The 1,524-nt window shown below is 74.0% G+C and carries 1 protein-coding gene; it reads right to left on the bottom strand.

Features of this window, described 5'->3' with window-relative positions; all coding sequences use genetic code 11:
• Positions 1-162 precede the first annotated feature (162 nt).
• Positions 163-1,524: MocR-like pyridoxine biosynthesis transcription factor PdxR (locus tag IH13_RS0128190; RefSeq protein ID WP_051835956.1), on the bottom strand; the 1,362-nt coding region annotated here is incomplete at its 5' end.

Here is a 1,524-nt window from a genome sequence, read left to right as displayed (position 1 = left end):
CCGTGACGAGCGCGGCCGGCTCGATCAGGTCCCGCCGCCCGTGGTGGGGGCGGCGGGCACTCCCGGCAGGTGTCACATCAGTCATGTACTTCACTGTGACCCAGGGGTGTTGCCTGGTCACGAACGTACTGTGACTGATGGGTTACGTGTGGATCCGGTCGCTCAGCTTCTTCTGCCCGCTGTCGGCGGGAGGCACCCCTCGGCACGGGCGGACGACCGCACCCCGCCCTGCCGCGTGGGCAGCGCCTCGGCCAGCAGGCGGACGCCGCGCGCGATCTCGGCCGGCGAAAGGTGCGCGTACCCCAGAACCAGAGGGACCGTGCCGTCCCCGTCGTCGGCGGCCCCCGCCGAGGCCCCCTCGTGCCCGGTCACCGGATCCGCCGTCGCACGGCACGCGCTGAGCGGCCGCAGCGCGATGCCGGCGGCGGACGCCCGGCGGAGGAGGTCCGGCTGCGGGCCGAACCGTCCGGGAAGACGGGCGATGATGTGCAGCCCGGCGGCGATGCCGCTGACCTCGGTCCCGGGGAAGTGGGCGGCCAGCGCCGTGGTCAGTGCGTCCCGTCGCTCCCGGTAGAGCCGTTGGCAGCGGCGCAACTGCCGGTCGTAGCCGCCCCGGCGGACGAAGTCGGCGAGCACCGCCTGGTCGAGCGCGGGGTTCCCCAGGTCCATCGTCCGTTTGCGGGCGACGATCTCCTCGGTCATCGACGCGGGGGCGATCAGCCAGCCGAGCCGGAGACCCGGAGCCAGCGACTTGCTCACCGAGCCGGTGTACACGACGTGTTCGGGGTCCAGCCCCTGCAACGCTCCCACCGGCGCCCGGTCGTAACGGAAGTCGCCGTCGTAGTCGTCCTCCATGATCACACCAGAGGTGTCGCGTGCCCAGGCGAGCAGACGACCGCGCCGCTCGGCGGAGTACGCGAGACCGGTGGGGAACTGGTGGGCCGGCGTCGTGACCAGGGCGCGCACGCCGGAGCGGAACACCGGACCGGGAGCGAGACCCTCGTCGTCGAGCGGGAGCCCGAGGGCCCGCAGCCCGGCCGAGGCGAACAGCGAGGCGTGCTGCGGGCTCCCGGGGTCCTCCACACCGACCGTCTCCACACCCCGGTCGCGCAGCACGGAGCCGAACAGGGTCGCCGCCTGTGCCACCCCCGAACACACCACCAGGCGCTCGGGATCGGCCACCACACCGCGGCGCCTGGTCAGCAGATCCGCCAGGGCGACCCGCAGTTCCGGCAGACCGCGCGGGTCCGGGTAACCGAGGGAACCGTGCGCCAGCCGGCCCAGCACCGCACGCTGTGTGGCCGCCCACGCACCGCGCGGGAAGAGGGAGAGGTCCGGGGTGCCCGGCCGGAAATCCACCTGCGCGCCCGGCGCACGCGGCGCCATGTCGCGCGCCGCCGCCTGGGCGGAAGGGCGCACCGTATCGCTCACCCAGGTGCCCGCGCCCCGCCCGCTGCGCAGATAGCCCTCCGCCGTCAACTGCTCGTACGCCTCGGTGACCAGCCCGCGTGACACCCCCAGATC

Origin of the sequence: Streptomyces sp. NRRL WC-3549 (assembly GCF_000721935.1) — a bacterium.
Lineage (GTDB): Bacteria > Actinomycetota > Actinomycetes > Streptomycetales > Streptomycetaceae > Streptomyces.
Note: the sequence above shows the minus strand (reverse complement) of the source record. Positions and strands in the feature narration are given on the sequence as shown.